Here is a 24,811-nt window from a genome sequence, read left to right on the forward strand (position 1 = left end):
CCTCAGGCCCGGAACAGGGTTTCGGCCATGTCGAGGATCCGCGCGAGGAACGGCGAACGGCGGTCCAGCGGCGCGCGCGCCAGGCAGGACAGCACGGCGCCGTTGATGGCGACCGGCGTCTTGTGGGGCGGCGCGGGTTCGGGATCGTTCGGCGCGGAGGCGCCCGTGGACCAGCCCACGGCCAGCCCCAGAAGCACCGACGGCCCGCTGCCGGGCGCCCAGAGCGCCTCGCGCAGGATCTCATGGCGCAACCGCGTGGAGGGCGCGGCCAGCCAGCCCGAGACCTGCTGCATCATCGCGCGCTCATGGGGCTGCAGATGTTCGGCCATCAGACGCAGGCACTCGTAACACCAGCCTGTCGCATCCGTCGGCACGATGGCGAAGGCCGCATAGGTCACCGCCTCCTCGGGCGTGGTCGAGGACCTCAGCCGGTGCAGATAGCGCAGCGGCGCATCCTCGGGCTGCGGGCGGAGCTTCACCAGATCGCCAAGCCGGGGCATGTCCGCGAAATGCTGCCATGGCCCTCCCGGCCTCAGGCTGGGCCGCAACCGCCGGGTAGTCTGGTCGTCGGTCGTGCTGTCGAAATGCATCGTCTGCCAATCGGTTCGGCGAAAAGCCCGAATGAGGTCACGTCGTCCGCGCCACCATAGACCGGCAACTCCCGGACCGCAAAAGCGTTTCACCGAGCGGTCGGCAAGACCCCGCGGATCGCGCGCCCACGCCGACGCATCGCTGGACAGGCGGGGGCGCGGCGGGCTAGCCGTTGGGACAGGGAACCTGCGAACAATTGGAGGCGGAATGACGGGGATCAACCACATGGCCGATGCCGAGCGGCGCCACCGCATCCGGCCGGCGCAGTCCTGCAGCGCGCATATCGACAGGATCGACAATCTGGGCCGCCGGATGGCCGCGCTGGAGACGATGCACCGCGAGCTGACGGTCGCGCGCGACCGGGACGACTTCGTGAACAAGGTCTATACGTTCGGGCGGCTGACCAAGGACACCTGCGTGGCCTTCCTGGAACTGGCGGGCGCGCTGGCGGGCGGGCCCGCGTCGCGGGTCTCCTCGCTCGGCACGGCCGCGATCGACACCGCGCAATCGGCCTCGGAGGTCGCGCATGGCCAGGCGAATGCGGGCGAGGTGGTGCGCCGGTCCCTGGGCACGCTGACCGGGATGGCCCGCGGCGGACCGGGAACCGATTTCCTGCAGATGAAGGGCCAGCAGGGGCTGACCCTGGAGAAGATGATCGCGGATGCGCGCGCCGCCGACACCGGCGACGCCCGGCGCCGGGCCGTCGCGACCGGCCTGGTCCGGACGCTGGCCGACACGGTCGAGGCGCTGGCCCGCATGGCCGGCAACACGCTGGTCGAGCGCGCGACCCAGCTGACCAAGGCGGCGCATTCCTATCAGACCGCCCTGAGCGAGACCTTCGAGCAGCGCCTGGAGTTCGAATACGAGAACGCCACCGCCCGCCAGATGTATCTGCACAGCAATGCGCAGATCATGCGCCGCCTGCGCACCGACCTCAACGAGGCGATGGACCTGCTGAACCGGTGCCAAGGCGGGATGGCCCGGCCCTAGGTGTTCAACCCGCGGCCTGTGCGCAGCCGGATGCTAGCCTTCCGCTGCCCTGATGATGGGTGCCGAGGCCAGAGCCAGGTCGGCCACCGTAAGGAAGCCCCGCGTTTCGAGATCGCTGGCGAGGTTCTCCACGAGCGGCCGATGCCGGCCGAGGACATCCAGCGCTAGGGCGAAGGCCTGATCGAGATCGCGCTGCATCTGCCGGCGCATCGCGGCCGGCAGCGAGAGGAGCGTCGTCGCGGGCGGGCCCTCGCCGATCGACAGATGGCCTATGCCCCCAGCCCGAAGCAGAGATCGCGCTGCAGCATGAGCAGGGTCGCGCGGTGCAGGTCGCCGTCCTCGGAGCCGCCCGCGCCGCCTCCGGCGTCGCCGATCAGCAGGATCTCGGCCGCGCGACCTGCCAGTTCCGCGGCGCAGCGGCGCTGCAGCATGTCGCGCGTCGCGTCGAGGTCGAACCAGCGCAGCCGCGTCTCGCCGCCCTGCGGGCCGAGCCGCAGGAGCCTGACCCGGCCGAGACCGAGCGCGGTGGTCACCACGGCATGCCCGGCCTCGTGCACCGCGGCGCGGCGGCGCATCTCCGCCGGAAGGGCGCGATGGTCGGGTGCCAGCGCCGCGCGCAGATCCTCGACCGTCAGCGGGCGTCTCTCCCGCCGGGCGGCCCCGCGCGCCGCGCGCACGGCGGCCGCGCCATCCGCGCCGGAGAGGCCGAAGGCCATCTGGCTCATCGCTGAAAGGTCGGCCCCCGGCAGCTCGCCGCCGAGATGCTGGCGCAGGATGGTCGCAAGCGCCGCGGCATCGGGCAGGCCGATCTCGACGCGCGTGTCGAAGCGCCCGGCGCGCAGGATCGCCGGGTCGATCGCGTCGGGGTGGTTGCAGGCGGCGATGATCGTGACGCCTTCGCGCCTGTCGATCCCGTCCAGCTGCTCCAGAAGGCCGGTGATGACCTTGGTGTCATAGCTCTGGTTCTGCGTGCTGCGCCGGCCGGTCCGGGACGGGCCGGATGCGGCGACGATCACCAGATCGTCCGGCCGCGCCGCTGCCAGCATCGCGACCGATGCCGCATCCGCCGTCACCAGGAAGTGCCGTGCCCGGCGCGGCCCGATCCGGCCCAGAGCATGCACCGGACCCGAGAGCGGGGTGGAGATCAGCCGCCCGTCAGCCGTCTCGGTGAGCAGGTCATAGCCCAGCACCGCGTCGTCCGGGCCGCGCCGGGCCAGCAGCCGCCGGTCCCCGGCGATGCGCCGCAGATCGGTCAGCGCATCACTCGCGGCCCCCGCGCCGGCCAGACCCCACAGCTGCCGCGCGCGGGTGTGATCCATCGGCAGGATCGGAGCGCCCTCGCATCCGCGCCGCAGGGACCGGTGCCGGCCGTCGCGGGACGCCTCCGCCCTCGCGCCCGGGGTCATCACCGGATAATCGCCAAGACGCGGCAGCGGCACCGCGCTGAACGCGCGGCGGGCCCCGCGCTGATCGTCCGTCAGCACCATCCGGAACGCGGCGGCGATGACCGGATCGATCCCGCGCAGCGCATCGTTCAGCCTGCCGCGTTCGGCCCGGTGCCGACGGCCGAGGTCGTCTCGCCGCTACCGCCGCTCGGCGCGGGCACGGTCATGGGCCTGGCGCAGGGCCTCCTCCCGGGGGCTCCACGTCGGCGGGACATCCTTTGCCGGCGGGGCGGGGGAAGCGCCCGAACCGCGCCACCAGGCGGGGCAGCGCGAAGGCGGCACCCAGATGACAGGCCGGCATGGCGCCGCGGCCGCCGATCACCGTCACGCGGCCCCCGCCGCCCGGCCGCAGATAGCGCAGGCCAAGCGCGCGAAGCCGCGAATGAAGCCCGATCCAGCTGACCACATCCGCCAGCTGCCGCCGTGCTTGCGACAGGATCGACGCCGGCAGCCGGTCGCGCAGCGGTGCCATGCCCGACCGCCGCTAGGCTCCAGACCCATTGATTTCATGCTTTTCGCGTGATTCAGGCTCCTCAAGGAGACCTGATCGATGAGTAATCTTTACTGGCTGAGCGACGCCCAGATGGAGCGTCTGAAACCGTTCTTTCCCAAAAGCCATGGCAAGCCCCGCGTCGATGATCGCCGTGTCCTCAGCGGCATAATTTTCATCAATCGCAATGGGTTGCGGTGGTGTGACGCGCCGAAGGAATACGGCCCGGCCAAAACCCTCTACAACCGCTGGAAGCGCTGGAGCGACAACGGGGTTTTTGCCCGGATCATGGTCGGCCTTGCCGCCGAGAGCGCCGAGCACAAGACGATCATGATCGACGCGACCTATCTCAAGGCACACCGCACGGCCTCAAGCCTTGGGGTGAAAAAGGGGGGCGCGGGCGCCAGATCGGGCGCACCAAAGGCGGTATGAACACCAAGTTGCACGCTGTCGCCGATGCCAACGGGCGGCCGATCGGGTTCTTCATGTCGGCCGGCCAGGTCAGCGATTACACCGGCGCGGCGGCGCTGCTGGGCAGCCTGCCGAAGGCTGGGTGGCTTCTGGCCGACAGGGGCTACGACGCTGATTGGTTCAGAGACGCGTTGAAAGACAAGGGGATAAAGGTTTGCATCCCCGGACGGAAGTCCCGCAAGAAGGTCGTCAAATACGACAAGCGGCGTTACAAAAGGCGTAACCGCATCGAAATCATGTTCGGGCGTCTGAAGGACTGGAGGCGCGTCGCAACCCGTTATGACCGCTGCCCGGAAACGTTCTTCTCAGCTATTATGCTCGCCGCAACCGTCTTGTTCTGGCTGTGAAACTCAATGAGTCTGGAGCCTAGGGCCCGCGGACGCTGAGCGGGTCCGGACGCAGCCCCACCTCGCGCGCCGCGACGCGCGCCAGCCAATGCGCCTGCGCCATCGGCCTCAGCACGCCATCCCTCACCTCCGGGCGGAACCGCCCGCGGTCCGGCGGCCAGCCGAACGCTCTTTCGACACGGCGGCAGGCATGCTCCAGCCGGGCGTAATCATGGCTCAGCGTGCGAGCGCGACCCGTCCGCGGATGGACCCGGTTCAGCACCATGTGGACATGCAAGGTTCGGGCGGTCGCGATGCACGGCCAGCACATGCTGATGATCCTGCCAGCCCATCTGCCGCAGCACCATCCGGCCCGCGGTCAGCGCCGCCGCGTCGGACGGCGCCTCTCGGTCGCCCCAAGAGAGGACAACATGATGGCAGGGCTGCCGCACCTGCGTGCCGGCCGCCGCGACGATGCGCATCTGGTCGGCCGCCAGAGGCCAGGGGCCGACCAGATTGCCTGTCTCCACGGCCACGGCCTTGCGGCAGACATAGCGCAGGCGTGCGGCGAAGCGGGACGCGGCACCCGCGCGGGCGCGCCGCTTCGGGCGTATCACCTTCTCCATCCTGTTGCGCAGGATTGCGGAAAGCCTGTCCAGCGCGGCCATCTCGTCCAGGGTCGGATCGTCGATGAGGTCCTGAAACGCCGCCTCGGCCCCCAGATAGGGCCTGCGCAGGAGATCGGCCGAGCGGTCGATCGGCGTGCGATACTGCAGGATCGCGACAAGGGCGCCCACCATCAGGCAGCTCAGGCCCGCCAGCAGCAGCATGATCCCGGTCCGATCCGCGGGCCAGACCGGAAAGCTCTCGACGAAGCGCGCGAAGGCGCCGATCAGCGTCAGGAAACTGGCCAACGCGCCCAAGGACAGGGCGAAGGTCAGCTTGACATGCCCGACCCGCAGATTCCGGCCCGTCTCGACCTGGACCATGTGGAACCGGATCAGCGTCTCCAGGGCGAACTTGCGGCCCTCGAACCGTAGGCGCCGGGCCTCGTCGGAGATGTCTTCAGGCAGCATCCGGCGCCCCTTCCGGCACGGGCCGCGCGTCGCGGGCCATCATCAGCTCATAGAAGACCGGCACCGCGACCAGGGTCAACACGGTCGCGAATGCCAGTCCGGCCATGATCGTCACCGCCATCGACACAGAGAGCGGGTCCGACAGAAGCGGCAGCATGCCCAGCATGGTCGCCGCCGCCGCCAGAACGATGGGCCGCAGGCAGGCTTTGGTCCTACACAAAAGCAGAAGGCTCAAGGCTCAAGGCTCAAGGCTCAAGGCTCAAGGCTCAAGGCTCAAGGCTCAAGGCGCGATACACGGTCGGCCGCGAGATCAAGAACATTTCTGCCAGATCACGGATAGAATGGTTTCCGGTGTCATACATGCGCCGCAGCTGTTGTTGCTGACGATCCGACACCGGACTTTACGGTGGCTTTGCAGCCATCCGATGCCGTATCCTGTGCCGAGGCGAGCCTTCGGCGGATATTTCCATGGTGTGGATACTTGAGGATCACGAGCGGGACGCACTGGCGGCCGTCTCTCTGGATCGCTTTCGCCGTCGCGTGCTCGGCCATGTCCGGCGCAAGGTTCAATTGACGCCCGAACTGTCGCATGAGGATTACGAGAAGGTCGCGAAGATGCTCTTCGAGCGTGTCCATGGCTTACTCGCTGCGTACGAGACGGCTACGTACGACAGCTATGTGATGATGATGCTGGTGTATTTCGGGCGTGGGATCGATCAGGTTGAAGGCCCGGACATGCAAGCCTCGCTGCGCAACGACCGAATCGGGATCAACACGCGGGTGCGCGTGAGCTACGATCTGATGAAGGTCTTCATGCGGGAGGGATACTGATGCCCCAGTTGGCTCCCCTTGCGCCGCTCGCGGCCGGCGCGGGCGGTGGCGGTACCGCTGCCGCAGGCGGCGGCGCGCTGTTGGGCGGGCTCACGGCGGCCCAGGTCGCGACGGCGGGCGCGATCATCGTCAGCGCCGTGGCGGTCGGTGTCCTGGTGGATGACTATCTGGACAGACCCGTCACGCAACCTGAGACGGATGCCATACAGAACCAAGCTGGCGAGCGCTCGAAGGCGGAACGCGACCAGCTGCGCAATTGTGCAAACTGCGTCTGGTGCCAGATCAATATCCAGGCGCAAGGCACCTTCCTGCCGCTTCGCAACCGGTCCGATGCGCAGGGGATCGGTCCCTACCTTGTACAAGGCCGCACCGTCCATGCCCGTGAGGGCGTCATCATCGCCGGCCTGACGCATGAATGGGCGCAGCGGACGGCAAGCCGGAGGGATTTCCGCCAGATCGAGCAATGGGGCATTCTGGCCCGCACGATCAGGTATATCCAGTCCAGGCCGCCCGCCGGCTTGCCGAATGGCGAGCACCGCACGGGTGGCATGGCCAGCCAGAACAGCCGGGTCCGCTACGACATTGAAGTCCGAGGCACCATCAATGCATTCATGGCCTAGACGATGACCCCGTCCTCCTACATCGACCTGCTGCTTCGGAAATATCGGCAGGCACCGCAATTTCCCTTCGATGACTGGGCACAGGACCCCGTCAGCTTCTATGCTCTAATCAACCTCTGGGATGAGGTGTTCCGGACCGCCGCAGGCGAAAGGGCCTCGGACTATGTGGCGATGCAGGATGTGCGCATGGACGAATTCAGCCCTCTCTGCGACGTCGTGACGGCCGGTCGCGACCGCCATGTCACGATTCGTCATGCACAAGAGGGCGGCGGGTTTCTTCTCGTCTCCAAGGCCGGCGATCCGGATTTCCGCCCGGAGAATATCTCCGTCGGTGCGTTGCCCGACCGCTCGTGGCTGGATGTCAGCTCGGATCTGGACCGCGAACGACTCTGCGCCGTCTTCGAAATGGTCCGTGACTATGTCCGGACTCCGCTGCCCGCCCTGGGACAGGCCGAGGAGCTGGAGCGGGGATTCATCATCCGCCATCGTGCCGTTTTCCGCACCACCACGGACGACCCGTTCGAAGGCTATGACTCGGAGGGCCGCTACGTTGCTTCCCCCGACGATGAGGATGATACCCCGTAGCTCTCTTCCCCCCATCGCACGATCCGCGGGCCGGGTCCGATCGTCACGATGACCCGCATCGGTCCCATGAAGTCAGCCTGCTTCTTCCTTGCCAAGGCCATGACATAGGCGAGCAGATAATCCGCCTCCCAGAAGCGGAACATGAACCACTTTCCACGCCGATCCTGCACGCGCGTGAAGCGCCGAAGATGGCGTCGCACCGCCGTCATGTCGGCCCCGGACCCAAAGACGATCCCGGGCGCCCGATCCCAGAGATGCCAAGGCGCGTCGCCGGCGGTGAACACGTTCCTGGTCAACGAACTCTCGGGTGACAGCCTCACCAGCCAAGGAGAGACATCCCTCATGTTCTCCTCGGACTGGCCCTGAAACAGACAGGCGCATTCCAGAGAGGACTGCTCCAGCATCTCGGGCAGCCCCGGCACCTTGGCCGCGTCAAGAATGGCATAGATGTGCAGCGGCGAGGCGGCCTCGTCCTTCGATTTTACCAATTCATCCCGGAGGACATTGCGCAACCAAGACGGAACGATCACCTGCTCTGCCGACCCGAACTGGGCGTCCAGCGGTTCGAATTCTTCGACATCCTCGACAACCAGGCCAGGCACGGTATCGAAGCTGGCCTCTTCGGATGCCGCACGCGGCAGGTCGGTCCAGAAGTCGTCGTCTTCCATTTTCACTGCCATATGTGCTCACCTGTCTCACAATTTGCCCTCGCACAGATACTGTGGCCTGACGCAGACAGAAGCCAGTCCGTTGCCAAGACGTCCCAGATGATGGAGCAGCTGGCTCCAGGGCTGAGGCGGCGAAGCGAGATGATGCGATATCTTGGCGCCCGCGTCTTCTAGGGCACCCAATTTGAGGACGACCCTCAGCATGCGCCGGCGCTGTAACGGGCCGGATGGCTGGAGGAAGTTGGGCAAAGCACCGCCCGCTTCGCCCTGCTGCCGCTTCTCTGGGAAGAGGTCGGCCCGACATTGGCCTTTCGCGAGAACATCAACTACTCGGCCGAAGGTCTGTTCAAGAGCAGTTTAGCTATTATCGCGGCAATCGCGTCCGCTCGGACCGGGATGCCCGCAGCGAGGAGGCGTTGTTGGCAATACGGAACCGGGCGACGGCTGGCGGTATCGCAGGCGCGGGCTGAAGCAGCTGACCGGGCGCTCGAATTATCGCCAATTAGCACCACGCATGCTCGGATCTGGGCTAAGGAGGTCGATTTCGAGGCCCAGCCTGACCGGGGTCCGTAGACATACCTCTCCGCAATCGCATTGGCTGCCACCGGTCTATTCTGGCTGTGATAAAGAACGAGTCCTGACGCTACGGGGTCCGGCAGATGACTTGGCATCTGCAGAACGAGGGGCACGGCGTGAACCAGAAGTCCATCCGGCGCCTTATGCGGCTCATGCGCGTTTTCTGACCTTCATCACTTCCGATCTACCAAATGCCCGACACCAGCAAGCCGAGGAAGGGGCACAAGACCTATCCCTATCCGGCTCGGGCGGGCTGCCGGTCGATCGCCCCGGCCAAGTCTGGTGTGCCGACATCACCTACCTGCCAATGCGGCGCGGCTTCCTTTACCTCTTGGCGATCATGGTCAGGTTCACCCGAGAGGTGCTGGGTTGGCGGACCTTGAACACACTAGAGTCTGACTTCTGCGTCGAGGCGTTGAATGAGGCCATTCACCGCTTCGGCGCGCCTTGGATCATGAATACGGACCAAGGCTCACAGTTCACGTCCTTTGCATGGACAGACAGGCTGAAGTGCGCTGGCATCCGGATTTCCATGGAAGGCGGAGGCCGATGCATCGACAATGTCTTCAGCGGGCGTTTCTGGCGGTCCATCAAGTATGAATGCGTTTACCTGCACGCTTGGGAAACGGGGTCGCAGACCAAGACTGCCATTGGCCAATGGATTGCCTTCCATAACCATCAGTGACCCCGCCCCGCCCATGACGGGCAGCCGCCCGCCTTGGTGCACTTCAACACCATCGAAACTGATAAGTACGCGCAGGCAGTCGCTTAAATCAGCCGCAGATCCGTCCAAGAGTTGGCGAGCAGCTCACCGTGCCATGCCGCTCTCGTGTCAGCAGACGGCAGCGATCTCCGCGTCACCCTGTAGGTCCAGCCCTCGGGCGGTGGGTGGCTGCCAGTTGGGCGAACTGTCCACCGCGCCTTGGGCATTGGTTCCCAACTGGGATCCTCCCGTTCCGCCGCTCCACCCGGTCGTTCCGGCGTTCTCCGCCGCCGTGGCGTCGTCCGTGGCGTCAGGCTGCGTCGCCGGTTCGGCCAGAGACTCGGGGGCGGGACAGTCGGGCGTCTCGGCCACCCGGGCCGTTTGTGACCAAGCCGCCGGGGCGGCCAGCAGTGCGAGGGACAGCATGGCTGCGCTGATCGGGTTTCGAATCTGAACGGACATGGGCTGACACCTCGGCTGACTACCTGCGCACCAACATCCGATCGGCGGCACGGGTTCCGGCGCTCAGAACTCCATCATCCGCGGCGTCATCGCGCGGCGCCCGGACTCCGTGATCGACAGCGGGTCCTGTCGTCCGACGGGCTGGGCACGCTGGACGGGACGGATCGCCGCATCGAAGCGGAAGCTGGTCAGCGCATCGCCAAGGATCCCGGCCTGGTTCTGCAGCGAGGCGGCGGCGGCGTTCGTCTCCTCCGCGACGGCGGCGTTCTGCTGGGTCACCTGGTCCAGATGGTTGACGCCCGAATTGATCTCGGACAGGGCGGTGGACTGGTCGCCCGCGGCCAGCGCGATCGCCGCGACCTGCTCGGAGACCTCGCGCGCCTTGGTCAGGATCTGCTCCAGACTGCCGCCGGTCCGCGTCACCAGACCCGATCCCGTGCGCACATGCTGCGATGATTCCTGGATCAGCCCCTTGATCTCGCGCGCCGATTCGGAGGCGCGCTGCGCCAGCCCGCGCACCTCGGAGGCCACGACCGCGAATCCGCGGCCCGCCTCTCCCGCGCGCGCCGCCTCGACGCCTGCGTTCAGCGCCAGCAGGTTCGTCTGGAAGGCGATGTCGTCGATGACCGTGATGATGCGGTTGATCTGCTCGGCAGAAGCCTCGATGCGGCCCATCGCGGCCATGGCGTCGCCCACGATGCTGCGCCCCTCCTCGGCGATGGCGCGGTTGTCGCGCGACACGGTCTCGGCGGTGCGTGCCAGATCGGCGGTGGAATGCACGCTGGCGGTCAGCTCTGTCAGGGCCGCGGCCGATTGCTCCAGCGTCGCGGCCTGCGTCTCGGCGCGCGCCGCCAGATCCTGCGCCGCCGAGGTGATCTCCTCGGAGCCGCCGCGGACCTGATGGGCGACATCGACGATGCGGGCCATCGTCGCGCCCAGATCGGCCACGACGCCGTTGAAGGTCCGGCGCAGCGATTCGTAGTCCTGCGGGAAGGGGTCATGCGCGGGGCTGGGGATGTGGGCGGTCAGATCGCCCGCCGACAGCCGCTCCAGCCCGGCCGAGATGTCGGTCACGATGCGCGCCTGACGCCGGGCCTGGGCCTCGGCCTCGGCGGCGGCGGCCTCGCGCAGTGCGGCGGCGGCAGCGCGGGCCTCGGCCGCCGAGGCCAGACCGTCGCGGAACTGCTCCAGGTTACGGGCGATCGAGCCGATCTCGTCCTTCAGATCAGTCCCCGGAATCGGGCGGTCGTAGCGCTGGCGGGCGATGTCCTGCATCGCGTCCTCGACCGCCTGCAGCGGGCGCAGCGCCCGACGCGTGGTCCACAGGATCAGCCCCGAGGCCACCAGCAGCGCCAGCACCGTCAGCGCCACCGAGACCATCAGCTCGCGGCGCAGCAGCGCCTCGATCGCGGTCATCTCGACCCCGGCATAGAGGACGCCCGTCACCTGCCCCGCCGCATCGCGAACCGGCACGTAGAGCGTCAGATAGGGCTGTTCCAGGATCGTCGCGGCCCCCTGATAGGTCTCTCCGCGCAGCATCGCGGCGTGGACGGGACCCGTCGGGTCCAGCGACGTGCCCACCGCCCGCGTGCCGTCCGGGCGCTTGACGTTGGTGGTGACCCGCACGAACTCGGCCTTGGCCACATCCCACCGGAAGATCGTCACCGTCTCGCCGGTCTGGGCGCCGACCGAATCGACCGTCGCGTGATCCATCTCGGCCGGGATCGCGTCCCAGACCACGTCGGTCACCGCCCCGCTCTCATCGACGCGCGCCGAATAGGCCGCCATCGTGATCGCCAGGTCGTGGCTCAGCACGCGCAGGGTCACGCGCTGCGCGCTCTGCGCGTTCTCGATCAGGCTCTGGCGCTGCGACAGGCTGAGCGTCGTGACCAGCACGGCGGCCAGGATCGTCATGAGGCACAGGCTGGTGGCGGTGAGGGTCTGTCTGAGGGTCAGGCGCGGCAGGGCGGTCATGGCACGGCTCCGGAAAGGGGAAGGTCCAGGCCGCGAGGCTAGCGCCAAGTTGCTAACGCCCGGTTACCGTCGGCGCTTGACGCCACGGCACGGGGTCCCTAGGCAGCCAGCCTTTCCCCGGACAGGCAGGAGCACGGACATGGCAGGGCGGGACGCCACATTGGGCATCGACTTCGGCACCTCGAACAGCGCGGCGGGGCACGCGCCCGACGGCCGTCCCGTGCTGATCGCGCTGGAGCCGGGCGGGGTGACCATGCCCACGACGGTCTTCTTCGACGCGGCCGAACGGCGCCTGCTGACCGGGGCCGCGGCCAATGCGGCCCTTCTGGAGGGGCGCGAGGGGCGCTTCATGCGCGCGCTGAAGCGCGTCCTCGGCACGGCGCTCCTGCACGAGCCGCGCCGCATCCTGTGGGAGCGGGTGACGCTGGCCCAGCTGATCACCCGCTTTCTGGCCGAGCTGCGCGAGCGCGCCGAGGCGCAGACCGGCCTGACCTTCCGCCACGCGGTCTCGGGGCGTCCGGTGGTGTTTCACGCCACCGACGATCCGCGCGAGGGGCAGGCGCTGGAGGACCTGCGCGCCTGCTATCTGGCGGCGGGCTTCGAATCGGTCGACTTCATGGCCGAACCCGAGGCCGCGGCGCTCGCCGCCGGGGCGGGGCGGCAGCCGGGCATGGTCAGCCTGATCGTCGACATCGGCGGCGGCACCTCGGATTTCGCGCTGATCGAGGCGCGCGGGGACGGCCCCGCGATCCTGGCCAGCCACGGGCTGCGCCTCGGCGGCACGGATTTCGACCGCACGCTCAGCCTCGATCACGTCATGCCGCTCTTGGGTCGCGGCGGCACGCTGCGCCGCGCCATGGGCCCGGGCCTCGATCCGGTGCCGAACGCCCTCTATGCCGATCTGGCCACATGGGAGCGCATCCCCTTCGTGACCACGCCCCAGAACCTGCGGCTGGCGGCCGAGATGGCGCGGCTGGCCACGCAGCTCGCGCCCATGGCCCGCCTGGTCGCGCTCTTGGAGGAGGAGCTGGGCCATGACGTGGCCTTCGCGGTCGAGGACGGCAAGATCGCCGCGAACGGGCGCGACGACGGCGCGCGGGTGTCGCTGGCGATGCTGGAGCGCGGGCTGGAGGCCCCCCTGCCCCCGCAGGCCCTGGCCGAGAGCCTCGCGCGCCATGCGGGCCCGCTGCGCGACGCGGCGCTTGCGACGCTGGCGCGCGCGGGCCTCGATGCCGCGCGCGTGGACGAGGTCGTCTATGTCGGCGGCTCCAGCCTGATGGCGGTCGTGCCCGAGACGATGCGCGCCCTCTTTCCCGCCGCGCGCCACCTGACGCACGAGGTCTTCACGGCGGTGGCGGACGGGCTGGCGCTGGCGGCCTCGGGGCGGGGCTTCAGCTGATCCGCAGCACGCTCAGCGACGGCTCGGCCCGGCGCAGCGCCACGCGCAGCCGCGCCATCAGATGCGTGCGTACATAGGTCGCGTGAAAGCGCGTGGGCGCCCGAAGCTCCAGGCACCCCCCCTGCCCGTCCGGCGCCACCGCCTCAAGGGGCGCGATCCAGGCCTCGAACAGCGCCGGGTCCTCGGCGCTCAGCTGGGCGCGGATGCGCGCCCAGACATGGCCGCCCTCCTCCTGGCGCCGGAAGGGCACGACATTGGCGGTCGGGACCGGCACCTCCTGGCCGCTCATGCGGGTCACGAAATCCTCGCCGACATTCGCCCAGGACCCGCGGCTGTCCAGCAGCATCCGCTCCAGATCGAGGCCCAGGACCGACACCCGCCCCCGCGCGCCCTGCCGCTTGACGGTGACCCAGCCCATCTCGCGCAGCCGCGCCATGTCGCGCTTGACCGTGCGTTCGTCGACGCACCACAGTCGGGCGATCTCGCGCTGACCGACGCACAGCTCGTCGCGCTGCCAGTTGTAGCGGCTGGTGATGAGCGCGATCAGGCGCAGCACCAGCCGCTGCCGATGGCCGTCCGAGGCCAGCGCATGGGCGGTCAGGGCCGACAGCAGATCGTATTTCCGTGCCGCAGCCTCCCGGCCCACGGGTCGCATCACCTGCATCGTCGCTCCTGCCTGCCGGGTGTCCCGGTTCCTGCCCCGACCGGGTGGGAAGGTCGTGCCTGCCAACGCCTTTCACCGATCTGTCCGCATTAGCGTCCTGAAATCCGATTCTGTCAAGCAGCTAGCCAGCCCGGAGGATGCCCCTGCCCCATTCCATCCTGAAATTTGGGTATCATTGGTATAGGGGGACTCCCTAGTTGTCCTCCATTCGGGCCGGGATGTCCCCCAATCCTTTGTGCTTGTGGGCTTGCCGTCCCCCAATCGGCGGTGCTTCCACCGAGAGCCTTCGGTGCGCCGCCGCCGACCGTCCCGGCCCGATTCGCGCAGCAGAGGCTGGTCCGCGGCAATTCCGGCTTTCAGTGAACAACTCTTTTGCCAAAGGCGCAAGTTCGGCGTAAAAGCGGAAGTGACAGGAAACAGCGTCCGGAAGAAACAGGCATTCCATGTATACCCATGACGACCTTGCCCGGCTGCAGGCCCAGTCCCTCAAGATGCAGGGCTGGATCCGGCGGCAGACCTTCAGCCCCGCCAACGAGAAGACGCTGCGCCGCTTCTCCTCCTGGGAGGTGGCCGAACTGATCTTCCGCATCAACCAGTCGACCTTCCGGGGCAAGCTGGCGGCGGACCCGAACCTTCCCCTCGGGGAAGTCGAGGAGGACGGCCGCCAGCGCTGGTTCAGCCTCGAGGAGGTGAACGAGCTGCGCCGCCGCATCCGCGTGGGCAAGCGGTCCCTCATGCCGCCGCGCCCGGCGGGCAAGCGTGCCTTCCGTGCGGCCATCGCCAACTTCAAGGGCGGCGCGGGCAAGTCGACGGTCGCGCTGCATTTCGCCCATGCCGCCGCTCTGGACGGGTATCGGGTGCTGGTGGTCGATTTCGACCCTCAGGCCACGCTGTCCCATTCCATGGGCCTGAACGACGTGGGCGAGGACCACACGGTCTGGGGCATCATGGCCCGCGATCTGGAGCGCGAGACCGACCGCATGAACAGTGCCAGCGCCGGCGCCGAGAGCGGCACCGCCCTGCCCCATCGCAAGCTGCCGGCCTCGATCCGCGACATGGGTCTGGGCACGCTGCGGCCCGCCGACTTCATCAAGCCCACCGCTTGGCCCACCATCGACATCGTGCCCAGCTGCGCCAACGCGGCCTTCGTCGAGTTCGCCAGCGCCCAGTACCGGCACCTGAACCCGGAATGGACCTTCTTCGGGGCCGTGTCGCGCTTCCTGGACAGTCTTGCGGACGATGCCTACGACCTGATCCTGTTCGATTGCCCGCCGGCGATCGGCTATCAGTCGATGAACGCCGTCTTTGCGGCGGATATGCTCTACATCCCCTCGGGGCCGGGCTACTGGGAGTATGACAGTACCACGAGCTTCATCGGCCAGCTGGCCGAGGCGCTGGAGGATCTGTCGCACGGGTTCGAGAACTTCCCCACGGGGAAGATCGCCCTGCCCAAGGCCTTCGCCGACATCCGCTTCCTGATGACCCGCTACGAGCCGTCGAACGAGCTGCACCAGGCCATGTTCGGCGCCTTCCGTCAGGTCTTCGGCGAGCGTCTGGCCGTCAACCCGATCGAGCTGACGCGGGCGGTCGAGCAGTCGGGCCGGTTCCTGTCCTCGATCTACGAGATCGACTATCGCGAGATGACGCGCGGCACATGGCGGCGGGCGCGGGCGACCTTCGATCAGGCCTATGAAGAATTCCGCGGCCACGTGCTGGCCGCCTGGACCGCGCTGGAGGACAAGCAATGAGCCGCAAGCGCCGGATGTTCGACATCGACCTGCCGCAGGACGATGCGACCGAGACCGTCCCCGCGGGGAAGGATGCGCGCCGTGGACCGATGGCCGCGGCCATCACCGAGACGGCGGAATCCGCACGCGACCGCGCGGCGATCGAGGCACGGATCCGGGCTGAGAACGACGCGTTGGCGCAGGAACATGTGCGGCTGAAGCGGGCCGGGCTGATCACCGACCTGATCCCGCTGGAGATGATCGACACGACCAAGCTGATCCGCGATCGCCGTCCGGTGGCGGATTTCGACCTGGCCGAGCTGGTCGCGTCGATCCGCGAGATCGGCCTGTCGAACCCGATCCGGGTCGAGCCGGGCGAGGGCGGACGCTATGAGCTGATCCAGGGCTGGCGTCGGCTCTCGGCCTATCGGCAGCTGCTGGAGGAGACGGGCGATGCCGAGACCTGGGGGCGCATCCCCGCAGGCATCGCCGCGCGCGGTGATCAGCTGGAGGCGCTGTATCGTCGGATGGTCGACGAGAACCTCGTCCGCAAGGACATCTCGTTTGCCGAGATGGCGCAGCTGGCGGTGCATTACGCGATGGACCCGCTGACCCGCGAGACCGACGCGGAAAAGGCCGTGGCGATCCTGTTCCGGTCGGCGGGCTATCAGAAGCGCAGCTATATCCGGAACTTCATCCCGCTGGTCGAGCGCTTGGGCGAGGTGCTGATGTATCCGCAGGAGATCCCGCGCGCCCTGGGCCTGTCGCTGTCGCAGCGGCTGGATGAGGTGCCGGGCCTGGTCACGGCCATCCGGACCGAGCTGAAGGACTGGGACACGCGGTCGATCACCGACGAGCTGGCCGTGCTGCGCCGCTATGCGGGGCAGGGGGGTGAGGCGCTGCCCGAGGGGCCCGCACCGCGGACCGCCCCACCCGCACCGCCGTCGACCGCCAAGGCCAAGACGACCTTCCAGCTTGCGCGCCCGCAGGGCAGCGCGAAATGCACCGCCGCCAATGGTCGCCTTGAGATCCGCCTGCCGCGGGACTTCTCGACCATCGACCGGCGCAAGCTGGAGGCGGCGGTGGCCGCCATGCTGGACCAGATCGAGTGATCGTCCCCGCGGGGAAGGGCAGGGGCCCTTTCCCGCGGCCAGCACCTTCCCCGCGGGGAAGGCCTTACACAAGCCATTGATATATATGCATATAGAGCATCATCCTGTCACGGTGTCGATGTCTGTTGCAGATCGTGCAATCCCGTCGTAGCACCAAGGCCGACCCCCACGGTATCAAGGCGCCCGGCATGCCCCCCAGTGATTCCCCGATGCGCGGCATCGCGTTGAAATGCATCAGCGTGACCGTGTTCACCCTGATGGCCGCACTGATCAAGGCGACCGCCGACAGTGCCCAGATCCCGCCGGGGCAGCAGGTGTTCTTTCGGTCGTTCTTCGCCCTGCCGGTGATCCTGGGCTGGCTGGTGCTGCGGTCGGAACTGCGGGTCGGCCTGCTGACCGCGAACCCGATGGGGCACCTGTATCGCGGGTTGGTCGGGACGACGGCGATGGCGCTGAACTTCTGGGCGCTTGGCCTGTTGCCCCTGCCCGAGGTGACGGCAATCGGCTTTGCCGCGCCCCTGCTGGTCGTGGTGCTGGCCGGGATGTTTCTGGGAGAGAACGTACGGGCCTTTCGGCTTGGCATGGTCGGGCTGGGGCTGGCCGGGGTGCTGATCGTGCTGTCGCCGCAGCTGCAGGCGGGGACGGCGGGCGACCCCTTGCGGATGCTGGGTGCGGTCGTGGCGCTTGGCGGGGCAGGGGCCGCGGCACTGGCGCAGATCTTTGTCCGCCAGCTGGTCCAGGTCGAGCGGACATCGGCGATCGTCTTCTGGTTCTCGGTCACCTCGACGGGGCTGTCGCTGCTGACGTTGCCCTTCGGGTGGGTGATGCCGGGGGCCTGGGTGCTGGCGCAGCTGGTCACCACGGGACTGCTGGGCGGGCTGGGGCAGATCTTGCTGACCTCGGCCTATCGCCATGCCGATGCATCGGTGGTGGCGCCGTTCGACTATGTCGCGATGATCTGGGCGGTGGCCCTGGGCTGGTACGTCTTCGGCGAGGTGCCAAGCGCGGTGGTGATCGGCGGGTCCGGCCTGGTGATCCTGGCGGGCATCCTGATCATCTGGCGCGAACACAGCCTGGGGCTGGAACGCCGCCGTCAGCGCAAGGCCACGCCCCCGGCCTGAGGCGCCGACAGGCTGCCCACCACGGCGACCAGGTCGCGGAAGCGTTCGCCCTGGACCAGCACGTGATCGGTCATCGCCTGTGCCGCGCCGCAGGCGTCGCCCGCCGCGATGGCCGCAGCGATCTGGCGGTGTTCGGCCAGCGAATTGGCGACCCGCCCCGGCGATTGCAGCTGCCGCCGCCGATAGGGTTGCAGGATGGCCTGCAGGCGCAGCGTCTCGGCCTCCAGGAAGGGGTTGTGGGCGGCCCGATAGATCGCCTGATGAAAGGCGGTGTTCTCGGCATAATACCGGTCGGGGTCGTGGCGCGCGCCCTCGCAGGCGGTCAGGGCGGTGTCGATGCGGGCCAGGTCCTGCGCATCGGCGCGCCGGCAGGCCAGCCGCGCGCAGAAGGATTCCAGCTCGGCCATCAGCTCGAACCGGTCCATCAGCTCGGGCACACCCAGCTTGGCCACGAAGGTGCCGCGTTTGGGCTGCACGATCAGCAGGCCTGACGCCTCCAGCGCCTGCAGCGCCTCGCGCACGGGGGTGCGCGAGCAGCCATAGTCGCGCGCGACCTGGTCGGGGTCGATCTGCTGGCCGGGGGTCAGGCGTCCGTCCACGATGGCGTTTTCCAGGGCAAGGCGGATGCGCTGTGCGGTGGGAAGGGTCATGTCGGCACCTGTTCTGTCCTGCATTTCAACGCAGCGCTTGCAAAAAGTCCATCATCGCCGTTGTTGTATACAACAGTAGTGAATCAGTGTATATCAAGGGCGGGGAGGATCATCATGGGCAAGCAGAGACTGGGATTCCTGTCGGACTTCGTCGAGGCGATCACGCGGCGCAAGCGCGGCGGCGAGGCCGAGACGCTGAAGGCGCTGGCGCGCCCCGCCTCCGAACGCGCGCGGGTGGCCTCGGCGGTGCTGATGGGACGGATCGGGGATGCGGCGCGGGTCGCGGTGGCCGAACAGGCGCTGTCGGCCTATGCCGAGCTGGACGCCGAGGAGCGGCTGGCCTTCTTCCGCAGCCTGCGCGACGATCACGGCGTGGATGCCGACGCGATCCGCTCGGCCTATGCCGCATGGGACGCCCAGCCCGATGCCGCGGGCGTGGCGCATCTGTTCGAGGTGGTCGAGCCTGCCCGCCAGACCCTGCTCCGCCGGCTGAACATGGCGCCCGGCGCCACGCTGCGGCTGGTGCGAATGCGTCAGGACCTGCTGGCCGCGATGCGCGTGGACCCCGATCTGGCGCCGATCGACCAGGATTTCGCGCATCTGTTCGCCAGCTGGTTCAACCGCGGCTTTCTGACCATGCGCCGGATCGACTGGAATGCGCCCGCCGCGATCCTGGAAAAGCTGATGGAATACGAAAGCGTCCACCAGATGCAGGGCTGGCCGGACCTGAAGCGGCGGCTGGCCGACAATGACCGCCGTCTGTACGCGTTCTTCCACCCCGCCACCGGGGACGAGCCGCTGATCTTCGTCGAGGTCGCGCTGACCCAGGGCATGCCCGACGCGATCGGCCCGATCCTGACCGCGCCGGATGCGCGCGAACCGGCAGCGGCGGACACGGCGGTCTTCTATTCGATCAACAACAGCCTGCCCGGGCTGAAGGGGGTCAGCTTCGGCAACTTCCTGATCAAGCAGGTGGTGGCGCAGCTGTCGGCGGACCTGCCCGAACTGCGCTGCTATGTGACGCTGTCGCCGGTGCCGGGCTTTGCTACCTGGCTGGCCACGCAGGACGGTGCGGCGGAACTGCGCGGCGCACTGGCCGGGGGCTGGGACGATGACGCGGTGGCGACGCTGCGCCCGCAGGTCCTGGCCTGGGGCGCGCGCTACATCGCCCAGGCCAAGGCGCGGGGCGGGCTGCCCGCCGATCCGGTGGCGCGGTTCCACCTGGGCAACGGGGCCTGCGCGCATCGCCTGAACTGGCCCGCCGACCTGGCACCCTCGGCACTGAAATCGGCGCATGGGCTGATGATCAACTATCTGTACGAACTGGACCGGATCGAGGACCGGCACGAGGCCTTCGTACGCGACGGCGAGGTGGCGCTTGGCGCCCAGATCGCCGAGGCGCTGAAGGCGTGACGACATTGAGGGAGGAGACGAACATGCAGACCATCCACGACCATTTCATCCAGACCGCCGAAGTGATGCAGGGCAAGACCCTGTTCGAACGGCCCGGCCAGCCCGACATCAGCTTTGCCCGGATGCGCGGCATGGTCGAGGCGCTGGCGGGCGCGCTGACCGCGGCGGGCGTGGCGCCCGGCGACCGCGTGGCCGTCCAGGTCGAGAAGTCGCCCGAGGCCATCGCCCTGTACCTGGCGACGCTGCAGGTAGGCGGGATCTTCCTGCCGCTGAACACCGCCTATACCGGGGCCGAGATCGACTATTTCATCGGCGACGCGGCACCGCGGCTGTTCGTCTGCGACCCCGCGCAGCAGGCGTCGCACGCGCATCGGGCCGGGGACGCGCTGACGGTGCTGACGCTTGGCGCGGACGGGCAGGGGACACTGGCCGAGCGTGCCAATGCGGCCACCCCGCGCGAGGACGCGCATCCCTGCGGGCCGGACGACCGGGCCGCGATCCTCTATACCTCGGGGACCACGGGGCGGTCCAAGGGGGCGGTGCTGACGCACGGGAACCTGGCGTCCAACACCGAGGCGCTGCTGGAGCATTGGCGGTTCGACGCGAACGACCGGCTGATCCACGCGCTGCCGATCTTTCACACGCACGGCCTGTTCGTGGCCGCCAACATGGCGCTGGTCGCCGGCGCCACGATGATCTTCCTGACCAAGTTCGACGCCGAACAGGCGATCGACCTGATGGACCGCGCCACCGTGCTGATGGGGGTGCCGACCTTCTACACCCGCCTGCTGAAATCGCCGCGCCTGGACCGCGAGACGACCGCGAACATGCGGCTGTTCGTGTCCGGGTCCGCGCCGCTTCTGGCCGAGGATCACCGCGCCTTCACCGAACGGACCGGGCACCGCATTCTGGAGCGATACGGCATGACCGAGACGTGCATGATCACCTCGAACCCCTATGATGGCGATCGCATCGCGGGGGCGGTGGGCATGGCGCTGCCCGGCATCACAGTGCGCATCACCGACCGCGAGACCGGCGCGCCCGTCGCGCCCGGAGAGATCGGCCTGATCGAGGTCAAGGGACCGAACGTCTTCGAGGGCTACTGGAACATGCCCGAAAAGACCGCAGCCGAATTCCGCCCCGACGGGTTCTTCATCACCGGCGATCTGGGCACGATCCAGGAGGACGGATACCTGCGCATCGTCGGTCGCGACAAGGACCTGGTGATCTCGGGCGGGTACAACGTCTATCCCAAGGAGGTCGAGGAGGCCATCGACGCGCTGCCGGGTGTCCTGGAAAGCGCCGTGATCGGCCTGCCCCATCCCGACCTGGGCGAGGCGGTGACCGCCATCGTCGTGCCGAAATCGGGCACGCTGGACGCGGATGAAATCCGCGCCGCGCTGTCGGATCTGGCGCGCTTCAAGCAACCCCGGCAGGTGATCGTCGTCGACGCTCTGCCGCGCAACGTCATGGGCAAGGTGCAGAAGGCCGAACTGCGCAAGGCGCATGCGGGGCTCTATTCGCAGGCCATGGCCTGACATCCGGCCGACCGCGCGCGTCGAGGAGGGCGCGCGCGGATCATCGGCCCATCAACGGGAGGAACATCATGATCATCTACGGAGTCGCGGCCTTGGCCGCCTGCCATCTGGCGGGCGTCATCCTGGGCGATCTGCTGGGCGTCATCCTGGGCGTCCAGTCCAACGTGGGCGGCGTGGGCTTTGCCATGCTGCTGCTGATCCTGGCCACCGACTGGATGCGCCGCACGGGGCGCCTGCCGGTCCTGACCGAACAGGGGGTGCTGTTCTGGTCGGCCATGTACATCCCCATCGTCGTGGCGATGGCCGCCCAGCAGAACGTCGTGGCGGCGCTGGCGGGCGGTCCCATCGCGATCATCGCGGGCGTCGGCGCGACCGTGGCCTGCGTGTCGCTGGTCCCGGTCGTGGCGCGGATCGGCGGGCAGGACAGCCCCCTGCCGCCCCTCATGGCGCAGGAGGCGTGACGTCATGGAGATGATCGCAACGATCCTGGCCAAGAACGGGCTGGTCTTCGCCTTCGTGGTGGTGGGCGTCGTGATGTGGCTGTCCTATCAGCTGTCGGACCGGCTGTCGGCGGGGCGGCTGCACGGCTCGGCCGTGGCCATCATCATCGGGCTGGTGCTGGCCTGGATCGGCGGCGTCACCACCGGCGGCGACAAGGGTCTGGCCGACGTGCCGATGTTCGCGGGGATCGGCCTGATGGGCGGCGCCATGCTGCGCGACCTGGCCATCGTGTCGACCGCCTATGGCGTCGACATCCGAGAGATCCGCAAGGCGGGCGTCGCGGGCGTCGTGTCGCTGGCCCTGGGGATCTTCGTGTCCTTCGCGGTGGGGGCGCTGGTCGCGGCGGCCTTCGGCTATACCGATGCGGTCAGCATGGCCACGATCGGCGGCGGGGCCGCGACCTACATCGTGGGCCCGGTGACCGGCACCGCCCTGGGCGCCAGTTCCGAGGTCATCGCCCTGTCCGTCGCCGCGGGCCTGCTCAAGGCGGTGCTGGTGATGATCGGCACGCCCTTCGTCGCGCCGCTGATCGGGCTGAACAACCCGAAATCGGCGATGGCCTATGGCGGGCTGATGGGCACGACCAGCGGCGTCGCGGGCGGCCTGGCCGCCACCGACAAGCGTCTGGTGCCCTACGGCGCGATGACGGCCACGTTCTATACGGGGCTGGGCTGCCTGATGGGGCCGTCGGTCATCTACCTGATGCTGCTGGCCGTGACCGGCGGCTGAGGCGTCGCGGCGTCACCCCCCGGTGACGCCGTTCTCCAGCCGGGCGAAGGCGGTCATCACCACGCGCTCGGACCGGTCCAGGTAATCGGCCAGAAGCGCCGCCGCACCTGCCATGTCGCCCTGCTGGAGCAGGGCCAGGATCGCGCCGTTCTCCTGCAGGAACGGCGCGTGCAGCTGTTCGGGGCTGTCCAGCAGCCCGAAGGCCAGGCGCAGTTCCGCCATGGCCTGCGCGAAGAAGCCCGTCAGGCGCGGACTGTCGGTCAGCGCCACGATGGCCGCGTGGAACGCCATGTTCGCGCTGCCCACCCCGCGCCAGTCGCCCGCCTCGCGCGCCGCGCGGGCCTGGGCCACGCATTCGGCCATGCGCAGCACCGCCGCGTGGCGGGGCCAGGCCTGGGCCAGGGCCGGCACCTCGATCAGGCGGCGGACGCGATAGATGTCCAGCACCCCAGCCATCGTCGGCACCGCGACCGAGACGCCGCGATTGGGCGCATGGGTCAGCAGCCCCTCGCGCGTCAGCAGGCGGAACACCTCGCGCAGCGTGTTGCGCGACACCGACAGATCGGCGGCCAGCCGCGCCTCGGACAGGCGCTGGCCGGGGCGCAGATGCCCCGCGACGACGCGCGCGCGCAGCCGGGCGGCCGTGTCCTCGGCCAGGCCGGACGGGTTGGCGCCGGGAGCGGGATCGGTGTCTGAGGGATTCGGGTCGGTCATGGATCGTCCTGTGATGCAGGGACGATCATGGCGGCGGGGCAGGGGCGGGGCAACCCGTCCGCTGCCCTGTTTGAAGGCAGATTGCCCCGCATGCTGGTGCGGATTGTTCAACAAAATACACCAAACTGTCATATAATCGTTGACGGATCACGAAAACGTGGCAGGCTGGCCGCAACGACAACAGTCCGACACGGGGAAACATCCATGACCACCGACCGCAGCGTCGCGGCCGCCAGCCTTCGCGGAGGCCTTCTGGCGGCGATCTTCCTGATGGCGACATCGGCCATCGGGCCGGGCTTCATCACCCAGACCGCGACCTTCACGGCGCGGATGGGATCGGCCTTCGCCTTCGCGATCCTGGCCTCGATCCTGATCGACTTCGTGGTCCAGCTGAACATCTGGCGCATCACCGCCCTGACCGGCAAGCGCGCGTCCGAGACCGCGAACGCCGCCATTCCCGGCGCCGGCTATCTGCTGACCGCGCTGGTCGTCATCGGCGGTCTGGCCTTCAACGTGGGCAACATCGCGGGGGCGGGGCTGGGCCTGAACGCGATGCTGGGCCTGGACCCCAAGATCGGCGGCGCGCTGTCGGCGGCGCTGGCCATCGGCATCTTCCTGTCGAAGCGGGCGGGGCTTCTGCTGGACCGGATGATCATCGGGCTGGGGGTCGTGATGATCCTGCTGACGATCTTCGTGGCGTTCCAGTCGAACCCGCCGGTAGGCGAGGCGCTGCGCCAGTCGATCTGGCCCGATGCCATCGACTTTGCCACCATCACCACCATCGTGGGGGGCACGGTCGGCGGCTACATCACCTATTCCGGCGCGCACCGCCTGCTGGACAAGGGCCTGACCGGAGAGCGCAACCTGGCCGCCGTCACCCGCGCGGCGCTGACCGGCATCGCGGTCACGGGCGTCATGCGCTTCGTGCTGTTCCTGGCGATCCTGGGCGTGGTTGCGTCGGGCGTGACGCTGGACCTGTCCTCGCAGGCGGCGAACCCGGCGGCACAGGCCTTCCAGGTCGCGGCGGGCGAATGGGGCCTGCGCGTCTTCGGCGTGGTGCTGTGGGCGGCGGCGCTGACCTCGGTCATCGGGGCCGCCTATACCTCGGTCAGCTTCCTCGACGTGCTGGGCGTGCGGACCGACCGGTCGCGCAACATGGCGACGGTGGCCTTCATCACCTTCTCGCTGGTGGTGTATCTGGCGCTCGGCACGGCGCCGGCGGCGATCCTGGTCTTCGTGGGCGGCTTCAACGGGCTGATCCTGCCGATCGGTCTGACGATCTTCACCTATATCGGCTATGCGCGGTCCGACCTGATGGGCGGGCACCGCTACAATCGCGGCCTGCTGGCGCTTGGCGCGATCGTCTGCGCGCTGACCTGGTACATGGGCTTCCGGTCGTTCAGCACCATCTTCGCCTTTCTGACCGTCTGAGGAG

29 protein-coding genes and 1 pseudogene are annotated in these 24,811 nt (G+C 68.4%); 16 read left to right on the top strand and 14 right to left on the bottom strand.

Features of this window, described 5'->3' with window-relative positions; all coding sequences use genetic code 11:
• Nucleotides 1–2: 2 nt before the first annotated feature.
• Nucleotides 3–590: a DUF6931 family protein gene (locus tag AACG61_RS18625; protein WP_411840255.1), complete on the bottom strand. Its 588-nt coding sequence runs from the start codon at nucleotides 588–590 to the stop codon at nucleotides 3–5.
• 208 nt (nucleotides 591–798) lie between these two features.
• Between AACG61_RS18625 and AACG61_RS18630 the strand changes: the two genes are divergently transcribed.
• Nucleotides 799–1,581: a hypothetical protein gene (locus AACG61_RS18630; RefSeq protein ID WP_411840256.1), complete on the top strand. Its 783-nt coding sequence runs from the start codon at nucleotides 799–801 to the stop codon at nucleotides 1,579–1,581.
• Between the two features lie 33 nt (nucleotides 1,582–1,614).
• On the opposite strand, the gene AACG61_RS18635 is transcribed toward AACG61_RS18630, so the two are convergent.
• From AACG61_RS18635 to AACG61_RS18645, 3 genes are all read right to left on the bottom strand, one after another.
• A complete protein-coding gene (locus AACG61_RS18635) occupies nucleotides 1,615–1,779 on the bottom strand; it encodes a hypothetical protein (protein ID WP_411840257.1) in 165 nt (54 codons plus the stop codon).
• Nucleotides 1,780–1,850: 71 nt separating this feature from the next.
• Entirely contained in the window at nucleotides 1,851–3,068 is a 1,218-nt protein-coding gene (locus AACG61_RS18640; RefSeq protein WP_411840258.1) for an AAA family ATPase, read from the bottom strand.
• A gap of 121 nt (nucleotides 3,069–3,189) precedes the next feature.
• The gene (locus AACG61_RS18645) at nucleotides 3,190–3,498 is read right to left on the bottom strand and encodes a hypothetical protein (protein ID WP_411840259.1); all 309 of its coding nucleotides are present in this window, start codon (nucleotides 3,496–3,498) and stop codon (nucleotides 3,190–3,192) included.
• Between the two features lie 78 nt (nucleotides 3,499–3,576).
• On the opposite strand from AACG61_RS18645, the gene AACG61_RS18650 reads away from it, so the two are divergent.
• Nucleotides 3,577–4,334, top strand: a protein-coding gene (locus tag AACG61_RS18650) for an IS5-like element ISPaes2 family transposase (RefSeq protein WP_411836744.1) whose coding sequence is annotated in 2 segments (ribosomal slippage) — nucleotides 3,577–3,901 and nucleotides 3,901–4,334 — 759 coding nt in all. Because the reading frame shifts where the segments join, the coding sequence is not laid out codon by codon here.
• A gap of 19 nt (nucleotides 4,335–4,353) precedes the next feature.
• On the opposite strand, the gene AACG61_RS18655 is transcribed toward AACG61_RS18650, so the two are convergent.
• The 4 genes and pseudogenes from AACG61_RS18655 to AACG61_RS18670 form a co-directional block, all read right to left on the bottom strand.
• Complete coding sequence (locus AACG61_RS18655; protein WP_411840260.1) at nucleotides 4,354–4,644, bottom strand: relaxase/mobilization nuclease domain-containing protein; 291 nt, start codon at nucleotides 4,642–4,644, stop codon at nucleotides 4,354–4,356.
• Nucleotides 4,544–5,389 carry a relaxase/mobilization nuclease domain-containing protein gene (locus AACG61_RS18660; protein ID WP_411840261.1) on the bottom strand — a complete coding sequence of 282 codons (846 nt, stop codon included), beginning with the start codon at nucleotides 5,387–5,389 and terminating at the stop codon, nucleotides 4,544–4,546. The genes AACG61_RS18655 and AACG61_RS18660 overlap by 101 nt, the downstream gene beginning before the upstream one ends.
• Nucleotides 5,379–5,624 (bottom strand): hypothetical protein, encoded by a 246-nt coding sequence (locus AACG61_RS18665; protein ID WP_411840262.1) that lies wholly within the window; start codon nucleotides 5,622–5,624, stop codon nucleotides 5,379–5,381. Before AACG61_RS18665 ends, AACG61_RS18660 begins: the two co-directional genes overlap by 11 nt.
• Before the next feature lie 31 nt (nucleotides 5,625–5,655).
• Nucleotides 5,656–5,784 (bottom strand): annotated as a pseudogene (locus AACG61_RS18670) (helix-turn-helix domain-containing protein); the annotation flags it as partial.
• Between the two features lie 73 nt (nucleotides 5,785–5,857).
• On the opposite strand from AACG61_RS18670, the gene AACG61_RS18675 reads away from it, so the two are divergent.
• Genes AACG61_RS18675 through AACG61_RS18685 form a run of 3 tightly spaced genes read left to right on the top strand, consistent with a single transcriptional unit; the run spans nucleotide 5,858 to nucleotide 7,425 of the window.
• Entirely contained in the window at nucleotides 5,858–6,220 is a 363-nt protein-coding gene (locus AACG61_RS18675) for a hypothetical protein (protein WP_411840263.1), read from the top strand.
• Entirely contained in the window at nucleotides 6,220–6,840 is a 621-nt protein-coding gene (locus AACG61_RS18680; RefSeq protein WP_411840264.1) for a hypothetical protein, read from the top strand. Before AACG61_RS18675 ends, AACG61_RS18680 begins: the two co-directional genes overlap by 1 nt.
• Nucleotides 6,841–6,843: 3 nt before the next feature.
• Nucleotides 6,844–7,425, top strand: coding sequence for a hypothetical protein (locus tag AACG61_RS18685; protein ID WP_411840265.1), 582 nt, complete (start codon nucleotides 6,844–6,846; stop codon nucleotides 7,423–7,425).
• On the opposite strand, the gene AACG61_RS18690 is transcribed toward AACG61_RS18685, so the two are convergent.
• Entirely contained in the window at nucleotides 7,386–8,093 is a 708-nt protein-coding gene (locus tag AACG61_RS18690) for a DUF4123 domain-containing protein (RefSeq protein ID WP_411840266.1), read from the bottom strand. The two genes, AACG61_RS18685 and AACG61_RS18690, sit on opposite strands and share 40 nt — an antisense overlap.
• Before the next feature lie 659 nt (nucleotides 8,094–8,752).
• Here AACG61_RS18690 and AACG61_RS18695 point away from each other — a divergent pair.
• Entirely contained in the window at nucleotides 8,753–8,836 is an 84-nt protein-coding gene (locus AACG61_RS18695; protein ID WP_411840324.1) for a hypothetical protein, read from the top strand.
• A gap of 86 nt (nucleotides 8,837–8,922) precedes the next feature.
• A complete protein-coding gene (locus AACG61_RS18700) occupies nucleotides 8,923–9,354 on the top strand; it encodes a transposase (protein WP_411840325.1) in 432 nt (143 codons plus the stop codon).
• Between the two features lie 147 nt (nucleotides 9,355–9,501).
• On the opposite strand, the gene AACG61_RS18705 is transcribed toward AACG61_RS18700, so the two are convergent.
• Both AACG61_RS18705 and AACG61_RS18710 read right to left on the bottom strand, forming a co-directional pair.
• Nucleotides 9,502–9,834: a hypothetical protein gene (locus AACG61_RS18705; RefSeq protein WP_411840267.1), complete on the bottom strand. Its 333-nt coding sequence runs from the start codon at nucleotides 9,832–9,834 to the stop codon at nucleotides 9,502–9,504.
• 63 nt (nucleotides 9,835–9,897) lie between these two features.
• The gene (locus AACG61_RS18710; RefSeq protein WP_411840268.1) at nucleotides 9,898–11,808 is read right to left on the bottom strand and encodes a methyl-accepting chemotaxis protein; all 1,911 of its coding nucleotides are present in this window, start codon (nucleotides 11,806–11,808) and stop codon (nucleotides 9,898–9,900) included.
• Between the two features lie 139 nt (nucleotides 11,809–11,947).
• On the opposite strand from AACG61_RS18710, the gene AACG61_RS18715 reads away from it, so the two are divergent.
• Nucleotides 11,948–13,207 carry an Hsp70 family protein gene (locus AACG61_RS18715; protein ID WP_411840269.1) on the top strand — a complete coding sequence of 420 codons (1,260 nt, stop codon included), beginning with the start codon at nucleotides 11,948–11,950 and terminating at the stop codon, nucleotides 13,205–13,207.
• Here AACG61_RS18715 and AACG61_RS18720 read toward each other — a convergent pair.
• On the bottom strand, nucleotides 13,200–13,871 hold the full coding sequence (locus AACG61_RS18720) for a DnaA N-terminal domain-containing protein (RefSeq protein ID WP_411840270.1): 672 nt from the start codon (nucleotides 13,869–13,871) through the stop codon (nucleotides 13,200–13,202). The genes AACG61_RS18715 and AACG61_RS18720 overlap by 8 nt on opposite strands.
• Nucleotides 13,872–14,314: 443 nt before the next feature.
• On the opposite strand from AACG61_RS18720, the gene AACG61_RS18725 reads away from it, so the two are divergent.
• The 3 genes from AACG61_RS18725 to AACG61_RS18735 all read left to right on the top strand — a co-directional run bounded on the left by AACG61_RS18725 (nucleotide 14,315) and on the right by AACG61_RS18735 (nucleotide 17,831).
• Nucleotides 14,315–15,619 carry an AAA family ATPase gene (locus tag AACG61_RS18725; protein ID WP_411840271.1) on the top strand — a complete coding sequence of 435 codons (1,305 nt, stop codon included), beginning with the start codon at nucleotides 14,315–14,317 and terminating at the stop codon, nucleotides 15,617–15,619.
• Complete coding sequence (locus AACG61_RS18730) at nucleotides 15,616–16,710, top strand: ParB/RepB/Spo0J family partition protein (protein WP_411840272.1); 1,095 nt, start codon at nucleotides 15,616–15,618, stop codon at nucleotides 16,708–16,710. The genes AACG61_RS18725 and AACG61_RS18730 overlap by 4 nt, the downstream gene beginning before the upstream one ends.
• A gap of 188 nt (nucleotides 16,711–16,898) precedes the next feature.
• On the top strand, nucleotides 16,899–17,831 hold the full coding sequence (locus AACG61_RS18735; RefSeq protein ID WP_045999855.1) for a DMT family transporter: 933 nt from the start codon (nucleotides 16,899–16,901) through the stop codon (nucleotides 17,829–17,831).
• Here AACG61_RS18735 and AACG61_RS18740 read toward each other — a convergent pair.
• Nucleotides 17,804–18,481 carry a GntR family transcriptional regulator gene (locus AACG61_RS18740; RefSeq protein ID WP_411840273.1) on the bottom strand — a complete coding sequence of 226 codons (678 nt, stop codon included), beginning with the start codon at nucleotides 18,479–18,481 and terminating at the stop codon, nucleotides 17,804–17,806. The two genes, AACG61_RS18735 and AACG61_RS18740, sit on opposite strands and share 28 nt — an antisense overlap.
• Nucleotides 18,482–18,595: 114 nt before the next feature.
• Here AACG61_RS18740 and AACG61_RS18745 point away from each other — a divergent pair, with 114 nt between their 5' ends.
• The 4 genes from AACG61_RS18745 (at nucleotide 18,596) to madM (ending at nucleotide 22,662) form a co-directional block, all read left to right on the top strand.
• Nucleotides 18,596–19,894, top strand: coding sequence for a malonyl-CoA decarboxylase domain-containing protein (locus AACG61_RS18745; RefSeq protein ID WP_411840274.1), 1,299 nt, complete (start codon nucleotides 18,596–18,598; stop codon nucleotides 19,892–19,894).
• A gap of 23 nt (nucleotides 19,895–19,917) precedes the next feature.
• Nucleotides 19,918–21,432, top strand: coding sequence for a malonate--CoA ligase (locus tag AACG61_RS18750; protein ID WP_411840275.1), 1,515 nt, complete (start codon nucleotides 19,918–19,920; stop codon nucleotides 21,430–21,432).
• A 68-nt stretch (nucleotides 21,433–21,500) separates the two neighbouring features.
• Nucleotides 21,501–21,893: a malonate transporter subunit MadL gene (gene madL, locus AACG61_RS18755; RefSeq protein ID WP_411840276.1), complete on the top strand. Its 393-nt coding sequence runs from the start codon at nucleotides 21,501–21,503 to the stop codon at nucleotides 21,891–21,893.
• 4 nt (nucleotides 21,894–21,897) lie between these two features.
• Nucleotides 21,898–22,662, top strand: coding sequence for a malonate transporter subunit MadM (madM, locus tag AACG61_RS18760; protein ID WP_411840277.1), 765 nt, complete (start codon nucleotides 21,898–21,900; stop codon nucleotides 22,660–22,662).
• Nucleotides 22,663–22,674: 12 nt separating this feature from the next.
• Here the strand turns inward: madM and AACG61_RS18765 are convergent, their stop codons facing one another.
• Nucleotides 22,675–23,376 (bottom strand): GntR family transcriptional regulator, encoded by a 702-nt coding sequence (locus tag AACG61_RS18765; RefSeq protein ID WP_411840278.1) that lies wholly within the window; start codon nucleotides 23,374–23,376, stop codon nucleotides 22,675–22,677.
• A gap of 204 nt (nucleotides 23,377–23,580) precedes the next feature.
• Between AACG61_RS18765 and AACG61_RS18770 the strand changes: the two genes are divergently transcribed.
• Nucleotides 23,581–24,807 carry an NRAMP family divalent metal transporter gene (locus AACG61_RS18770; RefSeq protein ID WP_411840279.1) on the top strand — a complete coding sequence of 409 codons (1,227 nt, stop codon included), beginning with the start codon at nucleotides 23,581–23,583 and terminating at the stop codon, nucleotides 24,805–24,807.
• The last annotated feature ends 4 nt before the right edge of the window (nucleotides 24,808–24,811 follow it).

Source organism: Paracoccus sp. ME4 (assembly GCF_046736325.1).
In the GTDB taxonomy this organism is placed as follows: Bacteria; Pseudomonadota; Alphaproteobacteria; order Rhodobacterales; family Rhodobacteraceae; genus Paracoccus.

Coding starts and splice junctions, on each gene's coding strand:
- AACG61_RS18625 (WP_411840255.1), bottom strand. CDS start 590: ATGCATTTCGACAGCACGACCGACGACCAGACTACCCGGCGGTTGCGG.
- AACG61_RS18630 (WP_411840256.1), top strand. CDS start 799: ATGACGGGGATCAACCACATGGCCGATGCCGAGCGGCGCCACCGCATC.
- AACG61_RS18635 (WP_411840257.1), bottom strand. CDS start 1,779: ATGCAGCGCGATCTCGATCAGGCCTTCGCCCTAGCGCTGGATGTCCTC.
- AACG61_RS18640 (WP_411840258.1), bottom strand. CDS start 3,068: ATGGTGCTGACGGACGATCAGCGCGGGGCCCGCCGCGCGTTCAGCGCG.
- AACG61_RS18645 (WP_411840259.1), bottom strand. CDS start 3,498: ATGGCACCGCTGCGCGACCGGCTGCCGGCGTCGATCCTGTCGCAAGCA.
- AACG61_RS18655 (WP_411840260.1), bottom strand. CDS start 4,644: ATGTGCTGGCCGTGCATCGCGACCGCCCGAACCTTGCATGTCCACATG.
- AACG61_RS18660 (WP_411840261.1), bottom strand. CDS start 5,389: ATGCTGCCTGAAGACATCTCCGACGAGGCCCGGCGCCTACGGTTCGAG.
- AACG61_RS18675 (WP_411840263.1), top strand. CDS start 5,858: ATGGTGTGGATACTTGAGGATCACGAGCGGGACGCACTGGCGGCCGTC.
- AACG61_RS18680 (WP_411840264.1), top strand. CDS start 6,220: ATGCCCCAGTTGGCTCCCCTTGCGCCGCTCGCGGCCGGCGCGGGCGGT.
- AACG61_RS18685 (WP_411840265.1), top strand. CDS start 6,844: ATGACCCCGTCCTCCTACATCGACCTGCTGCTTCGGAAATATCGGCAG.
- AACG61_RS18690 (WP_411840266.1), bottom strand. CDS start 8,093: ATGGAAGACGACGACTTCTGGACCGACCTGCCGCGTGCGGCATCCGAA.
- AACG61_RS18695 (WP_411840324.1), top strand. CDS start 8,753: ATGACTTGGCATCTGCAGAACGAGGGGCACGGCGTGAACCAGAAGTCC.
- AACG61_RS18705 (WP_411840267.1), bottom strand. CDS start 9,834: ATGTCCGTTCAGATTCGAAACCCGATCAGCGCAGCCATGCTGTCCCTC.
- AACG61_RS18710 (WP_411840268.1), bottom strand. CDS start 11,808: ATGACCGCCCTGCCGCGCCTGACCCTCAGACAGACCCTCACCGCCACC.
- AACG61_RS18715 (WP_411840269.1), top strand. CDS start 11,948: ATGGCAGGGCGGGACGCCACATTGGGCATCGACTTCGGCACCTCGAAC.
- AACG61_RS18720 (WP_411840270.1), bottom strand. CDS start 13,871: ATGCAGGTGATGCGACCCGTGGGCCGGGAGGCTGCGGCACGGAAATAC.
- AACG61_RS18725 (WP_411840271.1), top strand. CDS start 14,315: ATGTATACCCATGACGACCTTGCCCGGCTGCAGGCCCAGTCCCTCAAG.
- AACG61_RS18730 (WP_411840272.1), top strand. CDS start 15,616: ATGAGCCGCAAGCGCCGGATGTTCGACATCGACCTGCCGCAGGACGAT.
- AACG61_RS18735 (WP_045999855.1), top strand. CDS start 16,899: ATGCCCCCCAGTGATTCCCCGATGCGCGGCATCGCGTTGAAATGCATC.
- AACG61_RS18740 (WP_411840273.1), bottom strand. CDS start 18,481: ATGACCCTTCCCACCGCACAGCGCATCCGCCTTGCCCTGGAAAACGCC.
- AACG61_RS18745 (WP_411840274.1), top strand. CDS start 18,596: ATGGGCAAGCAGAGACTGGGATTCCTGTCGGACTTCGTCGAGGCGATC.
- AACG61_RS18750 (WP_411840275.1), top strand. CDS start 19,918: ATGCAGACCATCCACGACCATTTCATCCAGACCGCCGAAGTGATGCAG.
- madL (WP_411840276.1), top strand. CDS start 21,501: ATGATCATCTACGGAGTCGCGGCCTTGGCCGCCTGCCATCTGGCGGGC.
- madM (WP_411840277.1), top strand. CDS start 21,898: ATGGAGATGATCGCAACGATCCTGGCCAAGAACGGGCTGGTCTTCGCC.
- AACG61_RS18765 (WP_411840278.1), bottom strand. CDS start 23,376: ATGACCGACCCGAATCCCTCAGACACCGATCCCGCTCCCGGCGCCAAC.
- AACG61_RS18770 (WP_411840279.1), top strand. CDS start 23,581: ATGACCACCGACCGCAGCGTCGCGGCCGCCAGCCTTCGCGGAGGCCTT.